This is a genomic window from Planomonospora alba (assembly GCF_039534085.1).
Classification (GTDB): domain Bacteria; phylum Actinomycetota; class Actinomycetes; order Streptosporangiales; family Streptosporangiaceae; genus Planomonospora_B; species Planomonospora_B alba.
In genome coordinates this window covers 1-20,631 of record NZ_BAAAUT010000078.1, presented here as the reverse complement: position 1 = coordinate 20,631, position 20,631 = coordinate 1, and the positions used below count along the sequence as shown (strand labels likewise).

22 protein-coding genes and 1 riboswitch are annotated in these 20,631 nt (G+C 72.2%); of the genes, 13 read left to right on the top strand and 9 right to left on the bottom strand.

All coding sequences use genetic code 11. From position 1 onward, the window contains the following. Positions 1-134 precede the first annotated feature (134 nt). On the bottom strand, positions 135-1,256 hold the full coding sequence (locus ABD823_RS31190; protein WP_344865913.1) for a serine hydrolase domain-containing protein: 1,122 nt from the start codon (positions 1,254-1,256) through the stop codon (positions 135-137). 286 nt (positions 1,257-1,542) lie between these two features. On the opposite strand from ABD823_RS31190, the gene ABD823_RS31185 reads away from it, so the two are divergent. Beyond that, a complete protein-coding gene (locus ABD823_RS31185) occupies positions 1,543-2,364 on the top strand; it encodes a GbsR/MarR family transcriptional regulator (protein WP_344865911.1) in 822 nt (273 codons plus the stop codon). Positions 2,365-2,573: 209 nt separating this feature from the next. Here ABD823_RS31185 and ABD823_RS31180 read toward each other — a convergent pair whose 3' ends face one another. After that, on the bottom strand, positions 2,574-3,200 hold the full coding sequence (locus ABD823_RS31180; RefSeq protein WP_344865909.1) for a hypothetical protein: 627 nt from the start codon (positions 3,198-3,200) through the stop codon (positions 2,574-2,576). A 125-nt stretch (positions 3,201-3,325) separates the two neighbouring features. Here ABD823_RS31180 and ABD823_RS31175 point away from each other — a divergent pair, with 125 nt between their 5' ends. Further along, the gene (locus ABD823_RS31175; RefSeq protein ID WP_344865907.1) at positions 3,326-3,994 is read left to right on the top strand and encodes a response regulator transcription factor; all 669 of its coding nucleotides are present in this window, start codon (positions 3,326-3,328) and stop codon (positions 3,992-3,994) included. Position 3,995: 1 nt separating this feature from the next. Continuing rightward, on the top strand, positions 3,996-5,402 hold the full coding sequence (locus ABD823_RS31170) for a sensor histidine kinase (RefSeq protein WP_344865905.1): 1,407 nt from the start codon (positions 3,996-3,998) through the stop codon (positions 5,400-5,402). Here ABD823_RS31170 and ABD823_RS31165 read toward each other — a convergent pair. From ABD823_RS31165 to ABD823_RS31155, 3 genes are all read right to left on the bottom strand, one after another. Next, a complete protein-coding gene (locus ABD823_RS31165; RefSeq protein WP_344865903.1) occupies positions 5,339-6,301 on the bottom strand; it encodes a GNAT family N-acetyltransferase in 963 nt (320 codons plus the stop codon). The two genes, ABD823_RS31170 and ABD823_RS31165, sit on opposite strands and share 64 nt — an antisense overlap. A 116-nt stretch (positions 6,302-6,417) precedes the next feature. After that, positions 6,418-7,191 (bottom strand): MBL fold metallo-hydrolase, encoded by a 774-nt coding sequence (locus ABD823_RS31160; RefSeq protein WP_344865901.1) that lies wholly within the window; start codon positions 7,189-7,191, stop codon positions 6,418-6,420. 210 nt (positions 7,192-7,401) lie between these two features. Then, a complete protein-coding gene (locus tag ABD823_RS31155; protein ID WP_344865899.1) occupies positions 7,402-8,445 on the bottom strand; it encodes a lysozyme in 1,044 nt (347 codons plus the stop codon). A 117-nt stretch (positions 8,446-8,562) separates the two neighbouring features. On the opposite strand from ABD823_RS31155, the gene ABD823_RS31150 reads away from it, so the two are divergent. Both ABD823_RS31150 and ABD823_RS31145 read left to right on the top strand, forming a co-directional pair. Continuing rightward, entirely contained in the window at positions 8,563-8,973 is a 411-nt protein-coding gene (locus tag ABD823_RS31150) for a hypothetical protein (protein ID WP_344865897.1), read from the top strand. 79 nt (positions 8,974-9,052) lie between these two features. Next, on the top strand, positions 9,053-9,922 hold the full coding sequence (locus ABD823_RS31145) for a GNAT family N-acetyltransferase (protein ID WP_344865895.1): 870 nt from the start codon (positions 9,053-9,055) through the stop codon (positions 9,920-9,922). 217 nt (positions 9,923-10,139) lie between these two features. Here the strand turns inward: ABD823_RS31145 and ABD823_RS31140 are convergent, their stop codons facing one another. Next, positions 10,140-10,406 (bottom strand): hypothetical protein, encoded by a 267-nt coding sequence (locus ABD823_RS31140; protein WP_344865893.1) that lies wholly within the window; start codon positions 10,404-10,406, stop codon positions 10,140-10,142. Between the two features lie 535 nt (positions 10,407-10,941). Beyond that, a riboswitch (guanidine-III (ykkC-III) riboswitch) is annotated at positions 10,942-11,008 on the top strand. A gap of 20 nt (positions 11,009-11,028) precedes the next feature. Here ABD823_RS31140 and ABD823_RS31135 point away from each other — a divergent pair. The 4 genes from ABD823_RS31135 to ABD823_RS31120 all read left to right on the top strand — a co-directional run bounded on the left by ABD823_RS31135 (position 11,029) and on the right by ABD823_RS31120 (position 16,418). Beyond that, on the top strand, positions 11,029-11,352 hold the full coding sequence (locus ABD823_RS31135) for a DMT family transporter (protein ID WP_344865891.1): 324 nt from the start codon (positions 11,029-11,031) through the stop codon (positions 11,350-11,352). Between the two features lie 195 nt (positions 11,353-11,547). After that, the gene (locus ABD823_RS31130) at positions 11,548-15,069 is read left to right on the top strand and encodes a protein kinase domain-containing protein (protein WP_344865889.1); all 3,522 of its coding nucleotides are present in this window, start codon (positions 11,548-11,550) and stop codon (positions 15,067-15,069) included. A gap of 135 nt (positions 15,070-15,204) precedes the next feature. After that, complete coding sequence (locus ABD823_RS31125) at positions 15,205-15,831, top strand: ClpP family protease (RefSeq protein ID WP_344865887.1); 627 nt, start codon at positions 15,205-15,207, stop codon at positions 15,829-15,831. Further along, positions 15,828-16,418: a ClpP family protease gene (locus tag ABD823_RS31120; protein WP_344865885.1), complete on the top strand. Its 591-nt coding sequence runs from the start codon at positions 15,828-15,830 to the stop codon at positions 16,416-16,418. Before ABD823_RS31125 ends, ABD823_RS31120 begins: the two co-directional genes overlap by 4 nt. 27 nt (positions 16,419-16,445) lie before the next feature. Here the strand turns inward: ABD823_RS31120 and ABD823_RS31115 are convergent, their stop codons facing one another. Then, complete coding sequence (locus ABD823_RS31115) at positions 16,446-16,802, bottom strand: helix-turn-helix domain-containing protein (RefSeq protein WP_344865883.1); 357 nt, start codon at positions 16,800-16,802, stop codon at positions 16,446-16,448. A gap of 274 nt (positions 16,803-17,076) precedes the next feature. Here ABD823_RS31115 and ABD823_RS31110 point away from each other — a divergent pair, with 274 nt between their 5' ends. Both ABD823_RS31110 and ABD823_RS31105 read left to right on the top strand, forming a co-directional pair. Further along, positions 17,077-17,391 (top strand): YcxB family protein, encoded by a 315-nt coding sequence (locus ABD823_RS31110; protein ID WP_344865881.1) that lies wholly within the window; start codon positions 17,077-17,079, stop codon positions 17,389-17,391. 333 nt (positions 17,392-17,724) lie between these two features. Next, positions 17,725-18,015 (top strand): hypothetical protein, encoded by a 291-nt coding sequence (locus ABD823_RS31105; protein WP_344865879.1) that lies wholly within the window; start codon positions 17,725-17,727, stop codon positions 18,013-18,015. A gap of 148 nt (positions 18,016-18,163) precedes the next feature. Here the strand turns inward: ABD823_RS31105 and ABD823_RS31100 are convergent, their stop codons facing one another. Continuing rightward, entirely contained in the window at positions 18,164-18,691 is a 528-nt protein-coding gene (locus ABD823_RS31100; RefSeq protein ID WP_344865878.1) for a hypothetical protein, read from the bottom strand. Positions 18,692-19,009: 318 nt separating this feature from the next. Then, positions 19,010-19,267 carry a nuclear transport factor 2 family protein gene (locus ABD823_RS31095; protein ID WP_344865876.1) on the bottom strand — a complete coding sequence of 86 codons (258 nt, stop codon included), beginning with the start codon at positions 19,265-19,267 and terminating at the stop codon, positions 19,010-19,012. 301 nt (positions 19,268-19,568) lie between these two features. Here ABD823_RS31095 and ABD823_RS31090 point away from each other — a divergent pair, with 301 nt between their 5' ends. Beyond that, positions 19,569-19,799, top strand: a complete 231-nt coding sequence (locus ABD823_RS31090) for a hypothetical protein (protein ID WP_344865873.1) — start codon at positions 19,569-19,571, stop codon at positions 19,797-19,799. A 452-nt stretch (positions 19,800-20,251) separates the two neighbouring features. Next, a complete protein-coding gene (locus ABD823_RS31085; protein ID WP_344865871.1) occupies positions 20,252-20,485 on the top strand; it encodes a hypothetical protein in 234 nt (77 codons plus the stop codon). The last annotated feature ends 146 nt before the right edge of the window (positions 20,486-20,631 follow it).

Genomic DNA, 20,631 nt, shown 5'->3' with positions numbered 1-20,631 from the left:
GCCCGAGGGCGCGGGCCGCCGACTGCGCGGATCCGATCGCCCGGCCGTCTCGTGGAGGCACCCGGTGAGGCGTTCCAGCGCCTCGGTGCCGCCGGCCCACTCGTGACGATCACCGGGGTCCCTTCGCGGCGGTGTCAGCGGGCGTCGGAACGGAAGGCGGCGTCCAGGATGCCGGGGAACAGGGCGGAGGTCGGGTCGCCCCAGTCGCCGTTGACGCTCTGCACGGTGATCAGCTTCCCGTCACGGGTTCCGTACAGGTAGGACCAGGAGCCGATGAACATCCCGCCGTGGCCGTAGACGGTCACACCGCAGGGCAGGGTGACCGAGGACATGCCCAGGCCGTAACTGTAGCCGTCCAGCCACTTGCCGTCCGGAACCGGCGTCATCGTGAGCATCTCCTCCAGTTGGGCGGCCGGCAGCAGCCAGCCCTTGAGCAGGGCGGCGAGGAAGACGTTCAGGTCGGCGACGGTGGAGATGAGCTCGCCCACGCCGAATGCCCAGGCCGCGCTCTGCTCGGTGAGGTCGTGGATCGGGGCGTCGGCGTCGGGCAGCATGAGCCGGGAGTAAGCACGGGTGTGCCCGCCGCGGAAGCCGGTCTCCGCACCGGGGGCGTAGGTGCCGGTCAGCTTGAGCGGGCGGGCGATGCGGTGCTCCAGGGACTCGGCGTACGAGCGACCGTCCGCCTTCTCGACGATCATCGCGGCGAGGACGAAGTTGGTGTTGGAGTAGAACCAGCCCTCCCCCGGCGGGAAGTCGGCCGGGTTCGACACGGCGATCTTCACCAGTTCCTCGGGACTGGGGGTGTCGAAGCGGTGCTCCAGCAGCTTGGGGCTCCAGTATTCCTCCAGCATGGAGGCGTCGAGGGTGTAGGCGAAGATGCCGCTGGTGTGGCTGAGCAGGTGCCTGATGGTGATCTGCCGGCCGTCGTGGCCGTTGCCCTGGACCAGGCCGGGCAACCACTGCTCGACGGTGTCGTCCAGGCTCAGCTTGTGCTCGGCGGCCAGCTGAAGGATCAGGGTGGCGGTGAAGGTCTTGGTGATGCTGCCGACGCGGAACTGGTCCTGCGGGGTGCGCGGGCGGCCGGTGGCGGTGTCGGCCACCCCCGCGTCGGTCGACCACAGCTGGGCGCCGTCGCCGACGCCGAGGATCATGCCGGGGTAGCCGTCCTCGGTGACGGCGCGCCGGACCAGGCGCTGCAGCTCGGCACGGTCGGCGACCTTCAGGCTCGTGGAGGCGGAGGCGTTCTGCACGGACACGGGGATCTCCTCGGGGATGGGCGAGGGCCCTGGACCCTTGGCCCCGACCCTCACATCACGATCTTCGCGACGCGGCAAAAGCTACGTTGCATACACGCCATCGTCAATCACAGATTCGCGAAGCAATCGAATAGACGCAGGTAGATCCCGCACAATCGTTGCATATCCTATGTCGGTTAATGCAACCCACGGTCCAGCTGAATTGCATTGCTCCGGTGGCGGGGTGCACACTGTGATCCGGCAGGCCCATCGCGCCGCGGTCGAGCGAGCAGGAGGCGGGACCCCGATGCCCCGACAGAGGCTGACCCATCAGGACCGCCGGCAGATCGCCGCCGGTCTGGCCGACGGGCTCACCTACGCCGAGATCGCCCGCCGCCTGCACCGGCCCACCTCCACCGTCACCCGAGAGGTGATGCGCAACGGCGGCCCTACGGCGTACCGGGCCGACCAGGCGCACCGATCCGCCGAACGCCGCGTGCGCCGCCGCACGGCCGCCGCACCGGAACCGGCGGCCGCCCGCGACCCCGACGGGCGCGACCCGCGCACGGTACGCGAGGTCACCGACCAACTCGCCGAGCTGCTGGTCCACACGGGGATGCCGCAGATGACGGCCAAGGTGCTGGCAGCGCTGTACACCACCGACAGCGGCAGTCTCACCTCCGCCGAACTGGTGAGACGCCTGCAGGTCAGCCCGGCCTCCATCTCCAAGGCCGTCGGCTACCTCGAACAGCAGAGTCTCATCAGACGCGAACGCGACCCCCGGCGGCGCACCGAGCACTACGTCATCGACGATGACGTGTGGTACCAGGCCATGACGGCCGCCGCCCGCGCCAACGCCCTGCTCGCCGACGCCGCCCTGGGCCACGCCCGCACTCTGGGGCCGAGCACCGGCGCCGGCGCCCGGCTGGAGACCATGAGCCGCTTCCTCACCCGGGTCGGCGAAGACCTGACCCGCTCGGCCGAGCGCTGGCATCGGGTCTACGCCACGCCCCGGGCCGGCGAGCACACCCCGGCCGATCAGCCGATCCCCTCCGGCGTGCGGCCTGCGGACGCCCCGGCCACCGGCCCGCCCGTCGGCGCGGACGCGACCCGGCCAGCCCGGTCGTAGATTCCGGCGGCCCATCTCCCCCGCCGTCCGCCGGGCCGGTCGGGCGGTCGTCACGCGCCCCGGGTGCATCGGGCCCGGAACCGGTCGAGCCCGTGGACGGCACGGCGTGGTTTCGACGCCCTGGTCCAGGCGGCAGCCGCGGTTCTCGTCGCCCCGATCATTCTCGTCGCCCCGATCGACGGATGGATCTGACCGGCTTCGCCACAGGCCTAGTCCTTCTCGGGGGCCTTCCTGATGCAGATCACGCCTCTCTTACCGGCGTCCTGACCGGGCCGCGCCCTCATCGCCGGCTCACCGCCCGGCTCACCGGGGCGGGCGGGCAGCGCGGGAACGGCCTCCGCGGGAACGGCCTCGGCGGGAACGGCCTCGGCCACGACGGTCCCGTCGGGCAACCGCTTCACCCGCACCCCGGCACCCCGGCCGGGCACGCCGGGGACCGCCTTCCCGCTCCCGTCCACCACGCGGACCTTCCCGTCCTTCTCCACCACGCGGACCTTCCCGTCCCCGCCCATGAAGGCGGCCTCGGGCGGGCCGTCCGCGGACGGATCCGCCGGGACCGCCGGGACCGCGGGCACCCGGTCGACTCCGGGGACCGCCTTCCCCACCCTGGATCCGGCCTCCTCCAGTTCGGCCTCCAGCCTCTTCCGCTCCGTTCCGGTGAGCCTGCGGGCCTCCCCGCCTGCGCAGTCGCCGACGTGGACGGGCCCGGGGACCTCGGCCCCGGAGGGGCCTGCGGGCGCGGAGGGGCCTGCGGACTCGGCGCCGGCCGTACCGGCCGGCACGGCCGCCAGGGCCGCGGCGGTCACCGCGGCGGCGGCGAGATGACGGATACGCATGTGCGTTCTCCTCTCCGTTCGGGATGTACCGGCCCATACGCTCCCGCCCGGAACCTGAAGCCCGCCTGAACGCCGCCGAAACCGTCTTCAGGTTGGCTTTAGGCGGCGTGCGCCACGCTGGCGGCATGCGCGTACTGCTGGTGGAGGACGAGAAGCGCCTGGCCGACCTGCTCAAGAGCGGCCTGAGCGGTGAGGGGTTCGCGGTGGACGTCGCCCACGACGGGCGGGACGGCCTCTGGATGGCCACCGAGAACGGCTACGACGTGATCGTGCTCGACGTCATGCTGCCCCGCATGAACGGCTACGCGGTCTGCGCCCGGCTCCGCGCCGCGGAGAACTGGACGCCGATCCTGATGCTCACCGCCAAGGACGGCGAGCACGACGAGGCCGAGGCCCTGGACACCGGCGCGGACGACTTCCTGTCCAAGCCGTTCTCCTACGTCGTGCTGCTGGCCCGGCTGCGCGCGCTGGTCCGCCGGGGCGGCACGGCCCGGCCGGTCTCGATCACGGTCGGCGACCTGGTCGTCGACCCGGCGGGCCTGCGCTGCCGCCGGGGCGGGGTGGAGATCCCCCTCACCCCGAAGGAGTTCGCCGTCCTGCACGGCCTGGCCCGCAGGCAGGGCGAGGTGGTCTCGAAGGCCGAGCTGCTCGCCCGGGCGTGGGACTTCTCCTACGACGGCGACCCGAACATCGTCGAGGTCTACGTCAGCGCGCTCCGCAGGAAGATCGACGCACCGTTCGGCCGTTCGTCCCTGGTGACCGTGCGCGGCGCCGGATACCGGCTGGAGGCCTGAGATGCCCCAGCTGTCGGTCCGGGTCCGCGCGACCCTCGCCGCGACCGCGATCGTCGCGGTCGCGCTGGGCGCCGCCGCGCTCGTCCTCCTCCACGTGCTCGGCCGGAGCCTGGTGGACAGCGCCTCCACCGAGGCCGCCCGGCGGGCCGGGGCCACCGCCGAGCTGTTCGCCGCCGGGCCCGTCCCCGGCGTCGCCGGTACCGCCGGGCCGGGGGCCTCCGGGCCGGGTGCTCCCGCCGAGACGGGAGCCGCCGTCCGGGTCGCCCGGGAGCCCGACCCGGACGTCCGCATCCTCACGGAGGACGGCCGGGCGGGCCTCGCCGTACCGGCCGCGCCGGCCGTACCGGCCGTGCCCACCGAGCAGTGGGCGCCCGAGGACTCCTACGTGGTGGCCACGGCGCCGGTCGGCACCGGGCAGGGGACGCTGATCGTGGCCCGGGTCTCCCTGGAGCCCGCCCGGGCGGCGCTGGAGACGCTGAAGGGCGTGCTGAGCCCCGGTATCCCGGCGCTGCTGGCGCTGGTCGCGGTCCTCACCTGGCTCGCGGTCGGCCGGGCGCTCGCCCCGGTCTCGGCGATCCGCGCCGAACTGGCCGACATCACCGCCAACGACCTGCACCGGCGGGTCCCCGTACCGCGCTCCCGCGACGAGATCGCCCGGCTGGCCGAGACCACGAACCGCACGCTCGACCGGCTGGAGCTGGCCGTCGGCCGCCACCGGCGCTTCGTCGCCGACGCCGCCCACGAGCTGCGCAGCCCGCTGGCCGTGCTGCGGACCCGGCTCGAACTGGCGCCGCCCCTGCCGCAGGTCGCCGAGGCGCTGGCGGACGTGGGCCGCATCCAGGCGCTCACCTCCGACCTGCTGCTCCTGGCCCGCCTGGACGCCGGCGAACCGCTCCGCTCCGAGGAGGTGGACCTGGGCCAGGTCGCCGCGGAGGAGGCCACCCGGTCCCGGCCGAGGACGCAGGTCCGCGTCACCCTGGAGGTGGCCTCCGACGTGCTGGTCCGCGGCTCGGCCGAGCAGCTGCGCCGGCTGGTGGCCAACCTCGTGGACAACGCGGTACGGCATGCCGACTCCGCGGTCACCGTCCGGCTGGCCGCGCGGGAGGGGGAGGCCGTGCTGGAGGTGCGCGACGACGGGCCGGGCATCCCCGCCGAGCACCGCGAGGCGGTCTTCGACCGCTTCACCCGGCTGGACGAGGCCAGGGACCGGGACGCGGGCGGCTCGGGGCTCGGGCTGGCCATCGCCCGGGACATCGCGGTACGGCACGGCGGCGCCCTGGCGGTCGTCCCGGGCACGCCGGGCGCCTGCCTGCGGGCCCGGCTGCCCCTGGCGCCCGCGGCCGGTCAGGACAGCGGGAGCGCGTACACGACCGTGCGGTCCTCGACCTCGAACCCGGCCCGGGTGTAGACGCCCAGCGCGCCGGTCGGGCTGTCCGCGTCGACGGACAGCCCCGCCCGCCGGTAGCCCTGCGCGCGGAACTCGGCCAGGGCGTGGGCGATCAGCGCGCTCGCCACCCCCCGGCCCCGCCACTCGCGCAGCGTGCCGATGGTCTGGATCCACGCCTCGCGGACCCCGGTGGCCGCGGTGTCGGCCTCGTAGTAGCAGGTGAGCAGGACGGCCACGCCCGCCCCTGAGCCGTCCACGGCGACGAACGACGACTCGGGACGGAAGACCGAGGTCCCGACGAGCACGTCCCGCCAGGACTGCGCCGTGTGCGTGGGAGTGCCCCAGTGGTCGGCGAAGGCGGCGTTGCGCACCTCCCGGACCGTGTCCTCCAGCTCGGCGCCGTAGGGGACGATCCGCAGGGTCTCCGGGAGGGGCGCCCCGGGGAGGTCGGCGGTCAGGTCGCGCCGCATGCCGTAGAACCAGCGCGCCGGGGTCAGGCCCCCGCCGGTGAACAGCGCCTCCGCGCCCTTGTTCCGGTCGTCCGTGTACACGTGGAGCTCCAGCGGGCGGCCGGGGAAGCGGCGCCCGTGGAGCACGGGGGCGTTCCGGACGGCCCAGCCCAGCAGATGCGCGCCCAGCCCCCGGCGGCGGTGGGCGGGATGGACCCCGCCCCACAGGACCATCTGGTGGACCGGGTCGGCGGAGGGACGGGCCAGGAGCGTGCCGAAGGCGACCAGCCGGCCGTCCGCCCACCCGCCCAGGGTCCCCTCCGCCGGATCGACCATGGGGTTGCCGAGATGGTCGGTGATGTCGTCGGCGCCGTGGTTCTCCCCGGTCTTGTCCTCGGCCTCTATCGCCGCGGTCAGCTCCACCAGGGCGTGCACGTCGTCGCCGGACAGCGGAGCCCACTCGATCGTCATGGTCCGGAGCATAGATACCGGGCATACCGGAAGGCGATCCGTTTTCCGGGCCGCCGCTGTCCCGCCCCGCGGGCGGGCCGGCGGCGCACCGTCCGGGACGGCGCCCGGGGCCGCCGCTAGGGCCCCGCGGGTGGGCCGGCGGCGCGGAGGCGGCCGGTGATCTCCGCCATCGTCTCCGCGGGGAACGGCGCCCGGGCGGGGTCGCCTCCGGTCGTGGCGATCCCGACGGCCGCGGCGATGTCGGCCCGCTGGCACCGTACGAAGCCGCGGTCGACGACGGCGCCGTGACCCGGGACGACCACCTCGCCCGGCAGGTCGAGCAGGCGGGCGAGCGTGTCCGGCCACTCCAGCGGGTAGCCGTCGCCGAACTGCGGCGGCGCGCCCTCCTCGACCAGGTCGCCCGCGAAGACCACCCCGGCGTCGGGCACCTCGGCCACGACGTCGTTGTCCGTATGGCCCCGGCCCAGGTACCGCAGCCGGACCGGGCGGTCGCCGAGGTCGAGGGTGACGGAGTCGGCGAACGTACGGCCCGGCGGGGTGATCTCCACCTCGGCCAGTTCCTCCGGCCCCTCGTGCAGCCACTCCCGCCGCTGCGCCTCCCCGGTGGCCGCGGCCGCCTCGGCGCAGCGCACGTGACCCCAGATGTCGGCGGGGAGGAAGGCGGCGTTGCCGAAGAAGTGGTCGAAGTGCGCGTGGGTGTTGACCACGGTCCAGGGCAGGTCCGTGACCGTGCGGACCGCGGCGGCCAGCTCGCGGCCCTGGCGGTGGGACATGCGCGTGTCGACGACCAGGCAGCCCGCGCCGCCGACGACCAGCCCGACGTTCAGGTCGAACGACCGGTGCCGCCGGACATAGACGCGGTCGCCGACCTCCCGCCACTGCTCAGCCATGCCTCCGAGCATGCCAGACCGCGCGGGGGCGTCCCGGCCGGAACCGTGCGAAGGCGTCCGCACCGCACCGGGCCGTACCGGGCTTCACAGGCGCCGCGCCGTACGGACGCCGGACCGTACCGGGCCAGGCGCCGCGCCGTACGGACGCCGGACCGTACCGGGCCAGGCGCCGCGCCGTACGGACGCCGGGCCGTGACCGGTGCCGCCCGGTCAGCGTGCCTTGGCGGTCAGGGTCAGATCCACCCCGTCGGCCGTGACGGTCAGCCCGCGCCTGGCCGTACCGGGCGTGGCCGGTCCGGTCGTGAAGGTCAGCCTGACCGTCGCCTTCGGGCCCAGCCGGGTGATCGTGCACCGCACCGCCGTACCGCTGAACCTGCAGCCCTCGCCGGCCTTGATGATCTTCTGGCCGCCGAACGCGCGGCCGGTGACCTTGAGCCCGGCGACGGGCTCGGTGCCGGTGTTGGCGACCGTGACCGTGTAGGCGCTCCCGGCGGCCCGGCCGGTCAGCCTGATCGCCGACGGCGGCTCGGCCAGCGCCCGCAGCCGCGTCACCGTGCCGTTGAAGGAGTTCTGGCCGCCGGGCAGGGAGCGGCCCTTGTCGGCCGACTGCCAGAAGGTGTGGCGCTTCCAGCCCGCCGGGAGCTCTCCCGGCCGGGTGCCCCACCGGGCCAGCCAGAGCGGGTTGCGGCCGAACGCGGGGGAGCCGCCGGTACAGGTCCGCCACCAGCTCGTGGTGGTGTAGATGATCGCCTCCCGGCCGGTCCGCTGACGGTAGCGGCGGGTGAAGGCGCCCACCCAGGCGACCATCTCCTCCGGGGTGAGGCCGTAGCAGTTGTCGAGCTTGTTCTTCTTGCCGTACGGGTTGTCCTCCAGGTCCAGCACGCCCGGCAGGGTCCGGCCGTCGCGGACCAGGCCGCCGCCGTTGGCCGCGAAGAAGTCCGCCTGCGCCGCGCCGTCGGACTCGTGCGGCTGGGCGAAGTGGTAGGCGCCGCGGATCAGCCCCGCGTCGGCCGCTCCGCCGTACTGCTCGGCGAAGCGGGGGTTGACGTAGTCCAGGCCCTCGGAGGCGTGCACGAACGCGAACGCCGCCCCGGCCTCGGCGACGCCCGCCCAGTCGACCGCGCCCGTCCAGCCGCTGACGTCGGTGCCGGTGACCTCCGGTGCCCGCAGTCCCGCGAGGGCGGACGCCTGGGTGCTCTCCAGGAGCAGCGCGCCCGCCGCGGCGACCGCGACCATGGCCGCACGACGTTTCACGTGAATCCCCCTCCGCGTGACAGCGGGGAAGATCATGTCGGATGCCGGGGGGCGCCGCAAGGGACCGAACCCGGCGGACCCCGCCGCGGCACGCCCGCGGAGAGGCATGATGCTCGTGTGGAACGCGATCTCGTGGAGCTGAACGTCCGGGCCGGTGAGCTGACCGGTTCCGGCTCCTGGGTCTACCTCTGGCTGCTCGGCCCCCGGGTGGTCTACGTCGGCACGACGGGGCTCCCGCCCGAGGTCAGGACGTGGCTCCACCTCAACCACCCCGACCCCTCCATCGGGAGGGTCGGGGCGCTGCTCCCCGACGTCGCGGCCGGCGACCCCGACGTCCTCGCCTTCCGCCTGCCGGACGGGCTGGAGCGGCCCCGCGCCAAGGCCGCGGTGATCGCCGCGCTCTCCCGCGCCGGGTGGCTGTCCGAGCGCTACGCCGGGGACCCGCCCTCCACCGGGGACCCGGTGCTCGCCCCCGTCGCGGACGGGGTCGTCCGCGCGCTCGAGGAGAGGCGTCCGGCGGACGGCTGAGGCGGGTGGTCCGGCCCCGCGCCGGTCGCCGCCGTCCCGTCCGAGGAGGTCCGAGGAGACCCGAGGAGGAGTCCGACTGGTGTCCGACATCACCACGCGGCCGTACCGCGGCCCCGAGGACCTGCGCAGGATGCAGGAGCTCGTCCAGGCGGTCTGGGGGCCGGGGAGCCGGTGCCACGTGGGAGAGCTCGCCTGGGACCGGTTCCAGCACCTGGGCCGGGAACCGGAGTGGCCGACGATGCTCTGGGAGCACCGGGGGCGCACGCTCGCCTGGGCCTGGGTGCGGCTCCCCGGCGGCCTGCAGTTCGTGGCGCCCGACGACCTCGCCGACGAGGTGCTCGACTGGTTCCACGAGACCACCACCGGCGACCGGCTGGCCACGACGATCCTCGACACCGAGACCGGCCTCGCGGACGTCCTGACCCGCCGCGGCTACCGGCCGGCGCAGGACGGCTCCTTCCTGCTGCGCATGTCGCGGAGCCTGGACGGGCTCGACGAGGTGGAGCCGCCGCCCGGGTTCACCGTGCGGCACCTGCGCGGGGAGGAGGACGTCCCGGAGCGGGTGGCGGCGCACCGGTCGGCCTTCCACCCGTCCAGGGTCACCGAGGACAGCTACCGCCGGGTCATGCGGGCGTGGCCGTACCGCAGCGACCTCGACTGCGTGGTGGAGGCGCCGGACGGCCGGCTGGTGGCGTACTGCCTGGCCTGGCTGGACCCGGACAACCGGGTCGGTCAGTTCGAGCCGGTCGGCACCCGCCGGGAGTTCCAGCGGCTCGGGCTGGCCCGGGCCGCGTGCCTGTACGCGATGCACCGCCTGCGGGCCGCCGGGGCCGGGGAGGCGGTCGTCTACGCGCGCGGGGACGCGGCCCACCCGGGACCGGCCGCCCTGTACCGCTCGCTGGGCTTCCGCGCCGACGCCCGTACGGTGACCTACACGCGCTCGCGCTAGGCGGCGACGGCAGTCGGCAGCGGCGAGCCGCCGATCTCGGCGGACCCGCGCCGCTCGGCGGTGGCGGAGCGCCGGGCGGCACGGCGGCGGCGGAGCACCGGGGCGGCACGGCGGCGCGGGCCGGGTGCCAGGCGAGGGGCACGGCGTACAGCGGCGCCGTCCAGGCCGCCGGGGCGAGCGCGACGAGGCGGCCCCGTACCCGGAGCGGCCGGGCCCGCTATCTCTCGCCCAGCCACCACGGGGCCCGCTCCGGCGCCCGGCGACCGGCCGGGGAGCGGGCCTGCCGGTGGAGGGCAGGCAGGCGCCGGAGCAGGGGATGGAGCAGGACCACGACCGCGGAGGCGGTCAGGGTGAGAGAGAGCAGCAGGCAGACGAGCAGGCCGACGACGGTGAGCGTCCCCTGCGCGAACTCGTCGCCGTACAGGAAGACGAACTCACCGACGCGGGAGCCGAACGGCGTCCCTCCCGCTCCGTCTGGCTGCACGGTCACTCCTCGTCATGTGCGTCACGGGTACGGAGCCGTCCGCCCGCTATGCGTTCTTTCCCACTAGAAGAGAAGAACCGTCCCCGCGAGCTGCGGCGGCCCGGCCGTGCCCTTCCCGGAAAGGGCGCACGCGCCCGCCGGGTCGGGACCTCTCCGGTGCGAAGGGGCGGACCCACCGGGGAAGCAGGCGAACAGCGCCCCCGCCCCGGAGCCCGCACCGTCTCCCGGCTCCTCCTCATCCGGGACGAGCCTGGCGGAGTCCGCCTGCGGAGCACTTGCGGACCGCTGGACGGAACCGCTCGTCCAGGGATCCCCGGGACGGAGCAGCCACTCCACCGACCTGGTGCGCACCCCGCTCCGAGCGTCCGGACATGTCCCCGCCGCCGGGACGGGCCTGCGCGGCCCGGGTGACGCCCGGACCGCAGGACGCCCGGACCGCAGGACGGCCGGAGGAAGTGGTCCCCGCGGCGGACGGCGCCGGGGACCACCGCGCTCTCCGGCGGGAATCCACGGGTGGTCCGGCACGTTGACCACGGGTGCGGCCCCGACCTGGGTCCGCCCGGACGAGACGCGCCGTACCCGGCCTGCCAAGACGACGCTTTCCACGTGAAGGAGCCGCCCCATGGCCTGGGTCATGATCGTTGTCGCCGGACTGTTCGAGGTCGCCATGGCCTACTCGCTCAAGCTCAGCGACGGGTTCTCCGCCCCCCTCCCCACCGTCGGCTTCGTCGTCTCCGCCGTGCTCAGCTTCGGCCTCCTCTCCCTGGCGCTCAAGAGCCTCGACGTCGGTACGGCCTACGCCGTCTGGACGGGCATCGGCGCCGTCGGCACCGCCATCCTGGGCATCATCGCGCTGGGCGAGGACGCCTCCCTCATCAAGATCGCCTCGATCGTCCTCATCCTCACCGGCGTCATCGGCCTCAACCTGGCGGGCGGCGGCCACTAGACCGGCCCGGCCGCCCGAGGCCCGGCGCCGCCCGCCGCATCCGCGCGCCCGGTACGGCATGCCGGGCTGCGCCCTGCCGGGCGTCTTCCCCCGCGACGATGTCATCGTTCCGCCGTGCGGACGAGACGAGGCGACGGCGGACCGGAACCCGACCGATCTTGTCTCCGCCTGTTCCGCCGAGGAAGCTGGTCCCTCGTGGGAGCTTTGATCACGGGGGACCCGGAGCGCATCGGCGACTACTGGCTCGCGGGGCGGCTCGGCGCCGGCGGTCAGGGCGTGGTCTACGAGGCCTACGACCCCGACGGGAACCGCGTCGCGCTCAAGGCGCTGCACGCGACCGCCGGAGGGCAGGGGCGCGAGCGGTTCGCCAGGGAGGCCGAGGCCGCCAGGAGGGTCGCCTCCTTCTGCACGGCGCGGGTCATCGACGTCCGGATGGACGGGCCGGTGCCGTACATCGTCAGCGAGTACGTGGAGGGCCCCAGCCTGCGCGCGGCCGTGGCGGACGGCCGCAGGTTCACCGGTGACGAGCTGCACCGGCTGGGCGCCGCCATCGCCACCGCGCTGACCGCGATCCACGACGCCGGGGTGGTCCACCGCGACCTGAAACCCGACAACGTGCTGCTCAGCCCGGACGGACCCCGCGTCATCGACTTCGGCGTCGCCCGCACCGCGGACATGTCGCTCACCGCGACCGGCACGGTCCTCGGAACGCCCACCTACATGGCGCCGGAGACGTTCGCCGGGCAGCGTACGGACACCGCGGTCGACGTGTTCGCCTGGGGCGCGGTCATGCTGTTCGCCGCCACCGGGCAGGACCCGTTCACCGCCGACAACCTCGGCAGCGTCATGTACCGGGTGCTCTCGCTCACTCCCGACCTCGGCGCCCTGCCCCCACGGCTCCGGCCGCTGGTCGGCGCCGCGCTGGAGAAGGACCCCGCCGTGCGCCCCACCGCCCGCGACCTCCTCCTCGCCCTGCTCAGCGCGCCGGCCCAGGGCACCCCGGAACTGCTGGCCGAGGGCGGGCGCGCCGCCCGGGGCCTGCACGTGCCGCAGAGCGCGGACCCCGCCCTGGGCACCCTGGCCGAGGACGCCTACGGCGGGCTCTCCCCCCGCGAGCGGGAGCTGGCGGCGGAGGTGTTCCTGCGGCTGGTCACCGTGGGGGAGGACGGGCACGAGACCGCCCGCTGGGCCGACAAGCGGGAACTGCTGGACCGGCCGGAGCAGGACGCCGCCGCCGTCGACCGGGTGCTGCGCGCCTTCTCCTACCTGATGGTCGAGAAGGACGGAGAGATCGCGCTCTCCCGCCCGGCGCTGGTCCGGGCCTGGCCCCGGCTGCGGAGCTGGATCGAGACCGACCGCGACGGCCTGGTCGTGCTCGGCGAGCTCAGCAGGGCCGCGCGGCGCTGGGCCGAGCACGGCCGCAAGGACGCCGATCTGCTCCGGGGCAGCCGCCTGGAGAACGCGATGCGCTGGGCCGCGACCGGGCGGCGGTACGTGACGCTCTCCTCCCTGGAACGGGAGTTCCTCGACGAGTCCACCCGTCTCGTCCGCCGCGGGGTACGGCGGCGCGGCCTGGCGACGGTGGTGCTGGCGGTGCTGCTCGTGGTGGCGGTGGGCGCGGGGGCCTTCGCGGTGAACCAGAGCCGGACGGTCGCCGAGCAGCGCGACGAGGCGACGGCCAGGCGGCTCGCACTGGAGGTCGAGGCGCTGCGTGCCACCGACCCGGTACGGGCCCTGCTGCTCAGCGTGGCCGCCTACCGGATCCACCCGGGCCCCGACTCCCGGGCGGCCCTGATCGGCTCGCTCGCCCAGCGGGAGAGGACGGCCTTCACGGATCCCACCGCGGCGGGCGCCGACATCCGCCTGCTGGGCGAGGGCACGCAGATCGTCGTGGACCGCGGGGGCGTGCGGATCCACGACGTGCGGACCGGGAGACGGATCGGCGGCTGGAGCGGTCTCGGACTGGGGGACCGGCGGCCCGACTCCGCCGCGCTCAGCCCGAGCGGCCGGTACCTGGCCGTGACGGCGGGCCGGTCCGTGCAGATCTGGGAGACCGCCACCGGCAGGCGCACCGCCGTCCACACCCTGCGGCTCCGCCGGGACGACACCGCCGTGGCCGGCTACGACCAGAGCGACAGGGTCCTGGGGATCGTCTCCGACCGGGGCGTCTCCTTCCTCGACACCGTCACCGGCCGGCACGTCGTCCCCGAGGCGAGGGCACCGGAGAACGGACTGGTCGCCGCCGCCTCCGTCACCGACGGAGCAGGCAAGAAGACCGCGCCACCGGTCGGGACCTCCTTCGCCATCGCGCCGCGGGGCGACCTGGTCGCGGTCGACGACCTGGGCGACGGTGTCGGGCTGCTCAGGATGGCCGACGGCGAGGCGCCGGCCGGATGGCACGACGGGTCCGGCTGCGCGGGGCGGCAGACCTCCGCGGTGGCCTTCTCCCCCGGCGGCCGGATCCTGGCGTGCGGGAAGGGCTCCACGCTGAGCTTCGTGGACGTGCGGGCCCGCAGGACGCTCCCCGAGCGAGACGCCCTCGGCTGGAACCAGGGGACGATCAGGTTCAGTCCCGACGGCCGGTATCTGCTCTCCTGGAACGACCGGAGCATCCAGGTCTACCAGGTCTCCACCGGGGAACTCGTCCACGTCCACCGGCGCAGCGGTGCCACCGACGCCCGCCTGGACGGCGCCACCCTCTCCTACCTGATGGACGACACGGCCGTCACCCTGGACCTGTCCGACGTCGTCCGGCCCGACCGCCCGTTCGAGGAGGGCAACGGCGGCGCCCGGCTCAGCCCCGACGGGCGGTACCTGGCCGTGGAGGGCGACGAGGTGCGGATCTGGGACGTCAAGAGGCGCAGACCGCACTGGACGGTGCCGGTGGGCGACTCGGAGATGCCGCCGTCCGTGGAGTTCGCCGCGGGCGGCAGCCTCCTGCTCGTCGACGGCGTCCTGTGGGACGTGCCGGGACGGCGGAAGCTCACCGCCTTCGACCGGGAATCGACGGTCGCGGTCAGTCCCGACGGCGCGACCGCCGCCGTCCACGACGGAAACGCGATCGAGCTCTGGGACGTACGGCGCGGCCGCTGGACGGGGAGCATCCCCTTCGAGGGCGACGGATGGCTCGTCTTCCGGCCGGGCGGCCGCACGCTGGCCACCGTCGGCGAGCCCAACCGGATGATCGACCTGGCCGGCGGGAGACCCACCGGCCAGGTCTACGGCATGGGCATGCTGAGCGAGGGCAACGGCCAGCTGGTCTTCAGCGCCGACGGCACCCGCTTCGCCATCGAGGACGGCAACGGGCGGCTCTCCTTCTGGAAGGGCGAGGGGGAGCGGCACGGCCCCCTCTTCCGCGCGCACAACGGGACGGGCCAGGTGGTCTTCGCACCGCGCGGGAACCTGGCGGCGAGCCTGGGCGCCGACGGCGAGGTCCAGCTCTGGGACGCCTCGGTGCCCCGCAAGCTCGGCCCGGCCATCACCGGCGGGCCGAGGGACGCCGTGACGCTCGCCTTCAGCGCCGACGGATCCACACTGATCACGGTCGGCACCCGGGGCACACTCCGGGAGTACCCGGTGGATCCGGAGCGGCTGGCCGGGGTGCTCTGCGCGCGGGCCGGCCGTACGCTCACCGAGGCCGAGTGGAACACGTCCGCCGGAGACGTCCCCTACCGCGACGTGTGCGGGCCGGCCGGTCGTCTTCCCACCGCAAGGTGATGATCCGGCCGGCGGCACACGGGTGAAACGCAATGCCACGAGCCGGGCCGGAAACCGGGTTCCATCTGCTCAGAGCAGATCTGCCCCCGGCAGATCACGTCGACGCCGGTCCGGATCGCCTCACATGATGGACGCATGAGCGGAGAATCGAATCTTCCACTGTTCAACGAGCGGGTGAGACGCGAACTCTACGAGCAGCGTGTCCTCGTCCTCGACGGCCCGCTCGATGACGACAACGGAACGCTTCTGTCCACGCAACTGATAGCACTCGCCACGCAGGACGCGTCGACGGATATCGCGCTGTGGATTCACTCACCGGGCGGGTCTGTTCCCTCGATGCTCGCGATCCGCGACATCATCCGGCTCATTCCCTGTGACGTGTCGACCCTCGTACTGGGCATCGCCTACAGCGCCGGGCAGTTCCTGCTGTCATCGGGGGCCCGCGGGAAGCGCCGCGCCCTGCCGCACGCACGTGTCCTGATGCACCAGGGCTCAGCGGGCATCGGCGGCACCGCGGTCGACATCGAACTGCAGGCCGGCGACCTCCGGCATACCCGTGACACGGTGCTCGGCCTCATCGCCGAGGACACGGGCCAGCCCTTCGAGCGCGTATTCGAGGATTCGCTGCACGACCGCTGGTACACCGCGCAGGAGGCACTGGACTACGGGTTCATAGACGCGATCGTGCAGGATTTCGACGAAATCGCGCCGCGCAATCGCCCGCGGCTCGGATTCGGTGTCACCGAAGGAGCAGGAAAGTGACCACGTACACGATCCCGAACGTCATCACCCAGAATCCTCGCGGCGAGCGGATCATGGATGTCTATTCGCATCTGCTCACCGAGCGGATCATCTATCTGGGCACCGCGATCGACGCGGGTGTCGCGAACGCCCTCATCGCGCAGCTGATTTTCCTGGAGTCGGACAACCCCGAGGCGGAAATACAGTTCTACATCAACTGCGAGGGCGGGGATCCGAGCGCGATGCTCGCGATATATGACACCATGCGCTACATCCGCCCGCGGGTCTCGACGACCTGCGTCGGACAGGCCGTATCGGTGGGTGCCGTCCTTCTCGCGGCGGGTGCCGAAGGAAGGCGTGCCGCCCTCCCGCACGCACGGGTGATCCTGCACCAACCAGCCGCTCAGGGGCGCGGGGCGATCCCCGATCTCATCCTGCAGGCCGACGAGGTCGTCCGTGTCCGAGCGGACATCGAGCGCATCCTGTCACGGCACACCGGCCAGACGGTCGAGACCCTGCGCGCCGACACCGATCACGATCGCGTGTTCACCGCGGCCGCGGCCCTGGAGTACGGACTCCTCGATCAGATCATCGAGGAGCGCTCATAGGCCGGTGGACGATCCCGGCGAGCCGGGTCACGCGGCCAGAGCGTACGCCGCCGAGCAGGTGGCACCTCTCGACGTGCCGCTCTGCGCGGCCCGCAGGCTCTCGGCGACGGCGAGGGTCAGATCGACCAGGGTCACATCCAGCGCGCCGGCGACCGCAGCGATCATTTCGCTCGACGGCTCTTTGACGCCTCGTTCGATCTCGGAGAGATACTGCGGCGAGACCCCGGCGCGACGTGCCGTCTCGCTCAGCTTCTCACCCCGCTCGTGGCGGAGACCCCTGAGACGCTCACCGAGCGCGTGCCGCCACAGCGGTTCGCGAGCGGGGGACGGCTTGGAACTGGTCCGATCGGTCGCCGGGTGGAGAGGCGGGACAGAAGAGGCCATGCCTCACCTTAGATAGACGGCGCGTTCGAGTTCAGCCGGATCCGCGCAGAGCGGAATCGCTCCCGTCTCCTCCGGTCCGTCTGAGGGCGGATCGTGTGCTCACTGAATGATCGCCGTAGCGGAGATCGTCCGGTGACGCCGGTGACCGGTCCATCGTGGCCGGGACCGCCGACGGCCGGCCGGATCAGCGGCCGGAGGGGACATCGACCCACCGAGTGATCGGGTCGCCGCGGGCGACGACGGGCTCATCATCCGGGCGGTGTACGCCCGCTGCATGCACGACCGCTCATTCCGGTCGCGTGCCGTACGGGCCGCGAGCCGGGCGGAGGGGCTCCACTCGAGCGACCGTGACCACCGCCCGCCGACCGCCCTGCGGGTGACCGACGACGGATACGAGGCCCGGACCGGACACTCCACCACCACGATGCGATGGTCGCTGTTCGGACGGATCACGACCGGCCCCGAGTTCTGGCTGTTCTTCGTGAACAGGCAGTTCACCGGCTTCCTCCCCCGGCGTGCCTTCGGCACCGGGCAACAGGCCGAGTCCGACGGCTTCCTCGCCTCTCGACAGAACACAAAGGTCGCCTGATCTCCCCGTCGCCGTCTCCACCTCTCACTCACCCGGTGGATCGCACAGCAGGCGCGGTTCGACCTTCTGATCCGCAGACCCCCGAACGGCGTGCAGGGCCGTTCAGAGCCATGCGCCCTGCCGCTCGTCGGAACTCCGGCCGGTCGGATCCGTCCGGCTCGGTTCGTGATCGTCCGCTCGGGTGCTCCCGAGGCGGCTCCCCCGTCACCGTTCACGCATGTAGAGCCACATCTCGATCATCTGCACCTTCCACTCACGATCAAGATGCTCCATGCTGCTGACCTCACTGGTCGCGATGGGGAGTGACGACGCGTGAAGAGGCGGAGCACAGCCTTGTTGCTGATCACGGCGTTGACGGCTGTGCCGGTGCTCAGCACCGCCACCCCGCTGGATTGCCGCGTGCGACCGCTCACAGATGTCGGGCGTCTCGCGCTGGATGAGTCGTTCCTTGAATGGCAGAGGGAGGAACTGCGAAAAGAGGGACGCTTCCCGACCGGCTCGCCCCTGCCCTGGATGACGGCCGACGGTTACACACCTGATGTGAAGGCGGGCAGCGCACCCCTGCCCATCGGCGTCGAGATCGTGGAGCCGCCGGGCTGTCCCGAGGCCGGCGATTCACACTGAGCCGGGCGGACCAGTGCTTCTCGGCGCTGCGCATGCTCCGCCCGCCCGCTCATCCCGATACTGCCGCCGACAGGCCGACGGTGACGAGCACGCCCGTGGTGGTCATCCCGGAACCGGAACGCCCCCGCCGGAAGAATGCCTCCAAGAATCACTTCTTCCGGAAAGAAGAATCCAGCTCGGATTCTGCTTGCTCCACACGCCGGTCGTGTTTCGCAGGATCGATTCCGAAAGTCTCCGGCCTGGGCCAGAGCCGACGCCCCCGTTGCGCTTCCGCCAACGCTTTGTTGAACAGGGCGTGCCTGACGCAGAACCTCACCGCCTCGATGTGTCCCGAGTCCGCGGAGCCCATCACCTCGCCGTCTTCCCGCCGATGAGCCGCCGCCATCAGGAAGTGATGATATGCCTCCTCATACATGGCGGAGGCATGATACTGCCAAGCATGTCGCTCGAGGCCATGGTACTCGTCGTTGTTCTTCGCATGAACGCGGGAGTCACCGGTCTTCGGCCTGTGTCCAGACCACGGATAGCCGGATCTCACAGATGGGAATACCGCCGAAAGCCGCGGAGGACATCCGAAATAGAGAGAGAAAAATTTTTCCGCAAGCTCGTAGTATGCAGGCTTCCAGGCATCACCCACCATTAAGTCCTCGGCACATTCAGCCAGTTCTCTTCTCATGTCACACAACGATAGCCCTGCCTCAATGCGGTCAGCATCCTGATTTATCCGGAGAACACGCGGTGCAAGATGGAGCCCCGCGTCCAGGACTCCTGAACACTGCAGACGAGGCCATCGGGAACCGCCACGGGATGCCGTTGATGACCTCGCGGCGGCTACGCCAGGGGCGTCCGCCCGCCGTCGGTCGCAGACAGCAGCGGCTCGATCCGCTGCCAGGCATTGTCGGACAGCCCGCCACGTCGCACCATGGGTGATCATCTGGCCGCGCCGGCCGTGACCGTTCACCCCGCGTACCGGGGCCCTTGCCTCCCGAACCCTTCAGCCGATCTCAGCGCTGCCCTCACGGTAGATCTTCGCCGATGCGATGCGCCCACCACGCAGCCGATAGAACCCCGCGATGAAGAAGGTCCGCTCCTGGCCATCCACCGTCAGCGTCTCGGTCATCTGGCACGCGGCCCGGTCGTCCTCGGCGAGCAGATTTTGGATCGTCAATGTCGGCAGCAGACCCGTCATCGCGGCAGCGAAGAGCTCGGTCAGCTCACCACGCCCCGGACGACGCTGGTGCCGGTGATCCATGAAGCGTCATCGGTGAAACCGGCCATCAGAGCGTCAAAGTCTCGGGCGTTGAAGGCGTCCACGTGCCTTCACAGGACAGAGGCCGCGTCAACTTCGATCATGATCGGAGTCTGGCAGGACCGCACCGGTCCTGCCAGCAGTCAGACATATCTGATGCTGCGGCTACGCAACGCCGGATTGTCAGACACGCCCCAGGAGATCCGAACTCCTGACATCCTGCTTGTGAATCGGTCCGATCGCAGGCCGTACGGGCCGTGAGCTGGGCGGAGGACTTCCCGCGAGTGACCGTGACCGACCCCTGTTGACCGTCCTTAACGGCCCGGCGGTCGCCCTGAGCCTCTTCGTGCTGTGGGATCCTCGGGTCATGCCCGCGATCATGGACAACCTCCCCGATCCCCTGCCGGAGTTCTCCGACTGCGGCTGCTCGGGCATCTACTACTGTCCGCGGTCCGGTGCGGTTGAGTGCCTTCGGCACAGCGGCTTCGACGTCTGCTGCGACATGGTCGACCAGCACATCCCGCTCCACAGGTGATTACCTGCTTGGACGTCGGCGCCCCACATCGCCACAGGCGGTATGACCTCGATGATGCGCGCTGTTCCGGCAGGCGGCCGCGTCTCATGCATGATGATCACATCACCCGGATTGAGGTGCCTCCAGCGCTCGGGGGTCAGAGGAACGAGCCTCACCGGCGCGCACATGCCCGGCTCCAGCGGAGCAGGACCTTCCACCCAGAGGAAGGCAGTACTGACCGACAGCTCACCCTCAGGCGTGCGCTGCCCGATGTCCCACATAGGTCGAAGCCCTCCACCGGGAAGGATCGGCACCTTGCGGCCTCCCTCCTCGGCGGGCAGTAGGCAGAGCTCAGCCCGAAGCGCTCCATTCCGGGCCTCACCGCGCCGCCACTCGTACCAGTCGGCATCCCGCTGAAGCCATATCAAGCGGGCGGCGTCGGCCAGCAGGCCCCAGAACTCCGGTGGCTGCGGATGGACATCGCCGAGATCTTCGAGAAGGACGAGGGCTTCCTCCCAGTCATCAGCTTCCAGACACTGCATGACACGGGCAGCGCTGGCAGCGGCTTCCTCACCGGCGAGATAGAGCCTGAAAGCCTTGCCAAGCGGAGATTGCCGAGGGTTCACAGCCCGATCATGGCAGGTTCCCGAACTCTGACCCTGCGGATTAAAAGAGGAGGGCTTCTTGTGGGGCGCTCGGCATTTTGACCTGGCGATTATCCGGATGCTCTGACCAGATGCATCGGGAGCATTCCGCATGTGTTCCGGATCTTCACCACGCGGGTCTTCACCGATAGGGTGAACCGCGCCGGGTTTCGTGGAGGCCGGGTTATCTGGCTCCGGCGAGGATAGCC

Coding starts and splice junctions, on each gene's coding strand:
- ABD823_RS31100 (WP_344865878.1), bottom strand. CDS start 18,691: ATGAGAAGAGAACTGGCTGAATGTGCCGAGGACTTAATGGTGGGTGAT.
- ABD823_RS31165 (WP_344865903.1), bottom strand. CDS start 6,301: ATGACGATCGAGTGGGCTCCGCTGTCCGGCGACGACGTGCACGCCCTG.
- ABD823_RS31185 (WP_344865911.1), top strand. CDS start 1,543: ATGCCCCGACAGAGGCTGACCCATCAGGACCGCCGGCAGATCGCCGCC.
- ABD823_RS31170 (WP_344865905.1), top strand. CDS start 3,996: ATGCCCCAGCTGTCGGTCCGGGTCCGCGCGACCCTCGCCGCGACCGCG.
- ABD823_RS31085 (WP_344865871.1), top strand. CDS start 20,252: ATGGACATCGCCGAGATCTTCGAGAAGGACGAGGGCTTCCTCCCAGTC.
- ABD823_RS31110 (WP_344865881.1), top strand. CDS start 17,077: ATGCACGACCGCTCATTCCGGTCGCGTGCCGTACGGGCCGCGAGCCGG.
- ABD823_RS31175 (WP_344865907.1), top strand. CDS start 3,326: ATGCGCGTACTGCTGGTGGAGGACGAGAAGCGCCTGGCCGACCTGCTC.
- ABD823_RS31115 (WP_344865883.1), bottom strand. CDS start 16,802: ATGGCCTCTTCTGTCCCGCCTCTCCACCCGGCGACCGATCGGACCAGT.
- ABD823_RS31160 (WP_344865901.1), bottom strand. CDS start 7,191: ATGGCTGAGCAGTGGCGGGAGGTCGGCGACCGCGTCTATGTCCGGCGG.
- ABD823_RS31125 (WP_344865887.1), top strand. CDS start 15,205: ATGAGCGGAGAATCGAATCTTCCACTGTTCAACGAGCGGGTGAGACGC.
- ABD823_RS31135 (WP_344865891.1), top strand. CDS start 11,029: ATGGCCTGGGTCATGATCGTTGTCGCCGGACTGTTCGAGGTCGCCATG.
- ABD823_RS31180 (WP_344865909.1), bottom strand. CDS start 3,200: ATGCGTATCCGTCATCTCGCCGCCGCCGCGGTGACCGCCGCGGCCCTG.
- ABD823_RS31095 (WP_344865876.1), bottom strand. CDS start 19,267: ATGGATCACCGGCACCAGCGTCGTCCGGGGCGTGGTGAGCTGACCGAG.